Source organism: Phenylobacterium sp. (genome assembly GCF_036264965.1).
GTDB lineage: Bacteria > Pseudomonadota > Alphaproteobacteria > Caulobacterales > Caulobacteraceae > Phenylobacterium.
Genome location: NZ_DATAPY010000043.1, coordinates 42,105 through 48,586, shown reverse-complemented (window position 1 = coordinate 48,586; position 6,482 = coordinate 42,105). Strand labels below are relative to the sequence as shown.

The 6,482-nt window shown below is 69.0% G+C and carries 7 protein-coding genes; 4 read left to right on the top strand and 3 right to left on the bottom strand.

Annotated features, from left to right (window positions below; translation table 11 throughout):
* On the bottom strand, positions 1–1,323 hold a 1,323-nt coding region (locus tag VHS75_RS06675), incomplete at its 3' end, for a M28 family peptidase (RefSeq protein ID WP_329637831.1).
* A gap of 134 nt (positions 1,324–1,457) precedes the next feature.
* Here VHS75_RS06675 and VHS75_RS06670 point away from each other — a divergent pair.
* Both VHS75_RS06670 and VHS75_RS06665 read left to right on the top strand, forming a co-directional pair.
* Positions 1,458–2,525, top strand: a complete 1,068-nt coding sequence (locus VHS75_RS06670; RefSeq protein ID WP_329637830.1) for a prolyl oligopeptidase family serine peptidase — start codon at positions 1,458–1,460, stop codon at positions 2,523–2,525.
* Positions 2,526–2,530: 5 nt separating this feature from the next.
* A complete protein-coding gene (locus VHS75_RS06665) occupies positions 2,531–2,998 on the top strand; it encodes a nuclear transport factor 2 family protein (protein WP_329637829.1) in 468 nt (155 codons plus the stop codon).
* A 6-nt stretch (positions 2,999–3,004) separates the two neighbouring features.
* Here VHS75_RS06665 and VHS75_RS06660 read toward each other — a convergent pair whose 3' ends face one another.
* Both VHS75_RS06660 and VHS75_RS06655 read right to left on the bottom strand, forming a co-directional pair.
* Positions 3,005–3,835, bottom strand: a complete 831-nt coding sequence (locus VHS75_RS06660) for a hypothetical protein (protein WP_329637828.1) — start codon at positions 3,833–3,835, stop codon at positions 3,005–3,007.
* A gap of 157 nt (positions 3,836–3,992) precedes the next feature.
* Positions 3,993–5,114, bottom strand: a complete 1,122-nt coding sequence (locus tag VHS75_RS06655) for a hypothetical protein (RefSeq protein ID WP_329637827.1) — start codon at positions 5,112–5,114, stop codon at positions 3,993–3,995.
* A 136-nt stretch (positions 5,115–5,250) separates the two neighbouring features.
* Here VHS75_RS06655 and VHS75_RS06650 point away from each other — a divergent pair, with 136 nt between their 5' ends.
* Both VHS75_RS06650 and VHS75_RS06645 read left to right on the top strand, forming a co-directional pair.
* Positions 5,251–5,523, top strand: coding sequence for a hypothetical protein (locus tag VHS75_RS06650; RefSeq protein ID WP_329637826.1), 273 nt, complete (start codon positions 5,251–5,253; stop codon positions 5,521–5,523).
* Positions 5,507–6,409, top strand: a complete 903-nt coding sequence (locus tag VHS75_RS06645; protein ID WP_329637825.1) for a helix-turn-helix domain-containing protein — start codon at positions 5,507–5,509, stop codon at positions 6,407–6,409. The genes VHS75_RS06650 and VHS75_RS06645 overlap by 17 nt, the downstream gene beginning before the upstream one ends.
* The last annotated feature ends 73 nt before the right edge of the window (positions 6,410–6,482 follow it).

Sequence of the window (6,482 nt, the reverse complement as noted above, 5' to 3'; positions counted from 1 at the left end):
CGGGAAGACCACCGGGCTCTCCCAGCCGTCCGCGCTGACGGCGCCGACGCCGAAGAACCAATCGTCGATATTGACGTCCTTCAGCACCGCCTGTCCGCTGGGCGCGGCGTCGCGGCTGTAACGCCATTGCGGGTCGGTGGTGGAGCGCCACCACAGGTGATAGCGCGCGGCGTCCGCCGCCGGCCGCCACTTCACCGTGGTGTCGGCCGAGACCGCGCCGGAAATCTCCACATGGGTCGGCGGCGCGGGCGCGGACGCGAGCGCGGCCATGGTGACCACGTTCAGGCGGGTGACATTGGCCAGGTAGGCGAAGTCGACGCCCTCGATCACGTCGCCGTACCGGATCCCGTTCTCGGTGCGCAGGTCCTGGTGCTGGCGGTTGTAGTTCTCGTTGGCCTCGGTGACCCGCACCGCGGGGAAGCCCGCCTTGATCATCTCGGTCTGGTCGCCGCCGCGGCCGAAGCGGTCAGTCCGGTAGACCATGGTCACCTTGAAGTTGCCCAGATAGGCCCCGGCCAGGCCGTCCATGTAGCGGGCGATCTGGCGCGAGGGTGAGTCGACCTCGCCGCCGTTATAGCGCCGCCGGTCGGCCTCCGCGGCGGTCTCGACGCTTTTGGTGCCTTCGGAGAAGACCCGCACGCGGTTGGTCTCGCGCACCCCGCTGATGCCTTCCGAATTGCCGACGATGTCGTTGTTGAGGTCCGCCTCCACCCGCCAGCCCTGCTTGGTGGCGTAGTCCGCCAGGACGTGGCCGCCATAGAGCCCCTGCTCCTCACCGGACAGCACCGCGAAGACCAGGGTGGCGGGGAATTTGTGCTTCGACAGCACCCGGGCGGCCTCGATCACCGCGGCCGTGCCGGAGGCGTCGTCGTTGGCGCCCGGCGCGTCGGAGGTGAAGTTCTGGACGTCGGTCACCCGGCTGTCGATGTGGCCGGAGATGACGATCACCCGGCCCGGATCGGTCGTCCCCTTCTGGATGGCCACGATGTCCATGACCTCAGTGGGATTGGGCACGCGGCGGCCGGTGAACATCTCCGAAGGCGTCTCGACGGTGAGGCAGCCCCCGCAGTCCTTGGACATGGCCTGGAACTGGCCGGCGACCCAGCGCCGCGCCGCGCCGATGCCGCGGGTGTCGGACTTGGTGTCGGAGAGCGTGTGGCGGGTGCCGAAGGCCACGAGCTTGGCGATGGTGGCGTGCTCCTGCTCCGGCGAGACCTCTGCGGCCAGGGTGTGCAGCAGGGCGTGCTCGGTGGGTGAGGGCTGCGCGGACGCGGCGGTGGCGGCCAGCGCGAAGGCGGCGGCGAGAGCAAGGATGTGGCGCAAGGAAGGCTCCAGACTGAGGCGGGGCGACCTTCGCTGTACCGCCACGCTGACGCAAGGGGAGGAGCCCTCAAGGCGGGTTGTGTTCGGAGGAACGCCGCCTGACTGTCCAGGGAATTGCAGCGCAGGAGGTCGGAATGCGACGCTGGATCGGGTTCGCCGCAGCTGTCCTGGGCCTGATTGCCGCCAACCCATCGCTTGCCGCCGCCCTTAAGGGCGAGTGCCCTGAGGGCTACACCGTCCGCGCCGGTCTCAACACCGACTTCCCGCACGCGGGCGAGAGGCGCGCCTTCCTGGTCTATCCGCCGGAGGGCGTGACAGGCCCTGCGCCGGTCTTCGTGCCCCTGACCGGCTCCGTTGAGTCGACGATGGACAACCTGACTGTGGCGCGCAGTGGGGCGACCTCGCTGATGGCCAGGCAGGGCTTCCTGGTGATCGGCCCGGTGCGGGCTTGCGCCAACCAGGACCCGACCCTGAAGGCCGGGGTCTGCAACGGCCCGGGCCACGACGGCTGGAACTGGAACCCCTGGCGCGAGGGCCGCGCCGCCGGCCGGGCCGGCGATAGGTTCAAGATCGACGAAGGCCCTGACTCCACGTTCCTGATCGCCGCTGTGAAGTGCGCCGCCAAGTCGTTTCCGGTCGACGCCAAGCGTATGTATCTGGGCGGCATCTCCTCGGGCGGCACCATGACCAACCGGGCGCTGACCTTCCGCTCCGACTTCTGGGCGGGCGGCCTGCCGATCTCCGGCGAATGGTACGTGAGCACGGACGAGGGGAGCGCGCTCAGCTTCAACGACGTCCGGGACTACGTCGCCACCGATCCGGCCAAGATCTTCCAGGGCCGGGTCGGTCCCTATCCGCTGAAGGCGAAGCTCGATCCGATGATCGTGATCACCGTCTGGGGCGGCGAGAAGGACCTGTGGGACTGCGGCCCGCCCCTGGGGCTGTGCTCGGACTATCGGCCTACGACCCAGGCGGCCTCGAACTACTTCAGCGCGCAGAAGGCTGTGGTCCACGTCGCCTGCAGCGCCCATCACGGCCATATGTGGCCCCAGGCCAACACCCAGGCCTTCAACGCCTGGGCGCTCAAAACATTGGCGTCGCATCCAAAGGGCAGCAATCCGGCGAGGTTCAAGCTGACGACGCCGCCGGACGGCTATAGCTGCAAGCTTGGCCGCTTCACGGACCACTATCCCGAAGGATGACGCCCATGCGCCGTTGCGCCTCTGCCCTCGGCCTTGCGGCCGTTCTTTTCTCGGGCGCCGCCCAGGCCGCGCCAGCCTGCGCGCCGAAGGGCTCCGGCCCGGCGGTGGAGGCCGCCGTGCGGGCCTGGTTCGACGCCGGTCGTCGCGACGACCTGGCGGCGCTGGCGAAGATCCAGGCGCCGGGCTTCTACGCCTACGACGGCGGCAAGAAATACGAGGGCCTGGCGCTCGGCGAGCTGGTGAAGGGCGCCCATGCTTCGGGCGTCAAGATCGAGTGGGGCCTGCACGACTTCGACATCCACATGGCCTGCGACCAGGCCTGGGTCGCCTGGGTCAACACCGGGGCCTCGGGCAAGGCCGGCGCGATGCAGCCGGTGACCTGGCTGGAGTCGGCGGTGTTCGGCTGGCAGGGCGGGGCTTGGCGCATGGAATTCCTGCACTCGGCCCGCGTGCCGCCGCCGCCTCCGACCTAAAGCCGCTCAGCGCGGGTAGTAGTAGCGCGGGTAGTAGCCATAGGGCGCCGGCTGGGCCTGCGCCTGGGCCGGCGGATAGGCGTAGGGGTCGCGCCCATAGTAGGCCTGCTGCGCCTGAACCGCCCGTTGCCGCTCCTGGTCGGCGATCATACGCTGGCGGGTCTGGTCGGCCTCGGCGGCGAGTTGGTCGGCCTGGGCCTGGACCCGCTGGGCTTCGGCGGTGACCCGGGCGCGCTCAGCCTCGGCGGCGGCGGTCTGGGCCCGGGCGGTCTTCAGCTGTTCGTCGGCGACGGCTTTGGCGCGGGCGTCGACCTGGGCGCGGGCGCGCTGGGCGTCGAGCTCGGCCTCGCGGGCGCGGCGCTGGCCGGCCACCTGGGCGCCGCAGATCCTCAGGTCGGCGATCCCCTGGCCGGCGCCGCTCAGGGAGGCGCTGACCGCCTCGTCCGCCAGCCAGGCCATCTGCAGGGTCTTGCCGCGGCGAAGCGCCGCCAGCGTTTCGTCCGAGAGGTTCATCACCGCCAGCCCCTCCTCGCCGGTACGCTGCACCAGATTAGCGAAGGGCTTGCCGTCGATGCGGATCGGCAGGAAGGCCTGGCTCGGCACGCCCTCCTTGGCGAAGCGGAGCGCCACGTGATCGCCGTCGGAAATCAGCGCGATCGGCGCGATGGCGCCGGACCGCGAGACCATTTCCAGATCGGTGTGACAGGCCGAATCCTCAGGCGTGATCGCCCAGGCGGCTGTTTCCAGGCCCGCCGCAGCCGCCGTCCCCGCCGCCGACAGTCCCGCAACTGCCCCGATAAAGGAGAAGAAAATCCCAGCCCCGATGCGATGCATCATGACAGCTCCGATAGAACCGCCCCTCGCCGACCAAGCTACGCCGAGTGGAGGCGCGCGGCTAGGGCCCGGTTTGTCACATGTCGGTAACGCTTAAGCTTGCGCCGCTCACCCGGTTTGCCGGGCGTGGCGGCGGCAATAGTTGAAGCGGGACGGGCGCCTACGCCGCGTAGCTCAGCGGGTGCGGCTCGGCGCCGAGGCCGGACTCGAAGTCCTGCAGCAGCTCCAGGATCTCGCCCATAGGCGCCATCAGCGGCTTGCCCAGCGGGAAGCGGTAGCGCCAGAAGGTTGCCACGTGGCTGAGCGTGCCCGCGCCCTCGCCCAGCGCCATGAACATCTCCGGCGAAGCCAGCAGGAAGTCGCGGAACGCCGCGGCGTTGCCTTCGGTGAGCTGCAGGAACACCGCGTCATAGGTCTTCAGATAGCCCATGACCGCCTTCACCTGACCCTCCATGGCCGAGCGCAGGCGCAGCTTCATCTCATCGATCAGCACCATCAGGTCGCGGTCGCGCGGGCCGATGACCCGCAGCTTCATGACCTCGATCAGCACTTCCTTGAGCCTGGGCCACAGGCTGTTCAGGACCCACTTGTAATAGAGGAAGCCCTTCCAGCTGAAGATGCCCTCGCGGTAGCTGTCGCCCTCGAGCTGCAGGGTGAGGCGCAGGGGCTCCAGGCGTTCGTCCGTCTTGGAGGAGAGCAGGGCCTCCACCAGCCGCGTCGTCGCCCCGCCGGAGCCCGCGCCGCCGTAGGCCAGCTCGATCAGGCGGGCGATTTCGCCGCCCACGAAGCGCTGCATCTTGTCGGCGTCGCCCGGCGAGATGTCGAAGTGGGTCGGGCTGATCTCATAGCCGCGCCGTTTCAGGTGCTCGCGCAGCAGGAAGGGATCGAGCGACGGCAGCTGGTCGATGGCCTCGAGGATCTCGACGTCGCGGATCATGTCGTCGGCGCCGCCGCGCAGTTCCTGCAGGATCGGCAGCCAGCCCCTTTCGCCGACGAAGACCGTGCGCCCGCCCAGGGCGAGGTCCGACTTGTCGAAGGGCACGATGAGCTTGGTGGCGGTGCGGGTCAGGCCCTCGAAAAGATCCGCCTCGTCGGCCCGCAGGCGATGCTTCAGCACCACCGAACCGTTGAGCACCGGGCTCTTGAACAGCGGCGACGCCAGATGCTCGGGATTGCCGGCGTTGAGCACCGCCAGGGCCGACAGGTTCAGGACCCGGCTGGTCGAGGCCGTCTTCTCAAGGCCCTTGAGGCTTCGATAGATACGTTCGTTGGAGCCCGCCACGTTCGCCGTCCGGTCCTGATAGAGCCACCCCCATGCGGCCCTAGGCTCCCTGCATCCCACGTAAAACCGAAAGGACCGTTAAGGACGCCCGGCTGGCGCGCCTGGAACGGCCGGCTTCGAACGCCGTTACGCGTCCATGGCGCCGCAGGAGCACGATCCCAATCCCGACCGCGGGCTCGACCCCGAAATCGTCCGCGAGATCGACGGTCTGATGACCGGCCCGGTCGCGGCGCGCCCCACGGTGATCGTCGTCGGCGACGACGCTGTCCTCAGTTTCACCCCGGCGCCGCGCACGGCGTCAGAGTCGCCGCGAACACCCGCCCAGGTTGGATTCGGCAAACCAAGTTCGCTGCACGGTAGAAAACCGCGAAGTTTTGCGCGCATGATGATGCATGGCCACGAAACCTGACCAGGACCACGTCGGCTCCGAAGGCGCCACCGCGTCGGTGACCTACCATCTGCCGGCCCAGGCTCTGCGTGGCGCCGTCACCACCTATTATCTCGTCAAGGTGACCGGGCCGGGGACAGTCTGGGACCAGATCTTCCCCGAGTGGCCGAATTTCCGCCTGATCCTCTCGGGCGAATGGGAGGCGCATTTTCCGGGCGATCCTCGCCAGCCGGTGCCGACCATCGGCATGAGCGGGGCGCTGGAGAAGGCGTTGTGGGCCGGCGGGTCGCAGGGCGTGATGGTCGGCGTGGGCCTGATGCCGGCGGGCTGGCCGCAACTGACCACCTGCCCGGCCGAGGTCTTCACCAATCGTCTGTGCCCGCTCAGCGAGGCCATCGGCCCCGTCGCCGACGAGCTCTACCGGCGCCTGCGGCTGGCGGACGGCGACGAGGCGATCTACGCCGTGCTCGACGATGTGCTGCTCTCGATCCTGACCGAGCGGCCGGAGGCCGCGACTGTGGCCGCCGCCCACGCCGCGCTGCAGGACCCGCAGGTGCAGACCGTGGCCGATTGGGCGGAGGTTGTCGGCCTGTCATCACGTCAGCTTGAACGGTTCTCGAACCGCTATTTCGGCATGTCGCCAAAGCGGCTGCTGCGCCGCCAGCGTCTGCTGCGCACGCTGGCGGCCATGCGCGACGCCTCGGCGGGGACCTGGACCCAGTTCCTCGACGCCCAGTTCACCGACCAGGCCCATTTCATCCACGAATTCAAATACTACATGGGCCTGTCGCCCGGCGCCTACCTGGCCCGCGAGCAGCCGTTCATGGCGGAGGCCTGGAGGCGCCGGAAGGCCCTCCTGGGCTCTCCCGTCCAGGTGCTGCAACCGCCGGAAGGCGCCGCGTCGTAGCGAACGCTACAATTTTAGCGGGTGTCGCATACTTACAATCCGCCGCTCGGCCGACGCGGTTCACTGACCCTGT

Bases quoted from the DNA above. Each gene is read 5' to 3' on its own strand.
- VHS75_RS06670 (WP_329637830.1), top strand. From the start codon at position 1,458: ATGCGACGCTGGATCGGGTTCGCCGCAGCTGTCCTGGGCCTGATTGCC.
- VHS75_RS06665 (WP_329637829.1), top strand. From the start codon at position 2,531: ATGCGCCGTTGCGCCTCTGCCCTCGGCCTTGCGGCCGTTCTTTTCTCG.
- VHS75_RS06660 (WP_329637828.1), bottom strand. From the start codon at position 3,835: ATGATGCATCGCATCGGGGCTGGGATTTTCTTCTCCTTTATCGGGGCA.
- VHS75_RS06650 (WP_329637826.1), top strand. From the start codon at position 5,251: ATGGCGCCGCAGGAGCACGATCCCAATCCCGACCGCGGGCTCGACCCC.
- VHS75_RS06645 (WP_329637825.1), top strand. From the start codon at position 5,507: ATGGCCACGAAACCTGACCAGGACCACGTCGGCTCCGAAGGCGCCACC.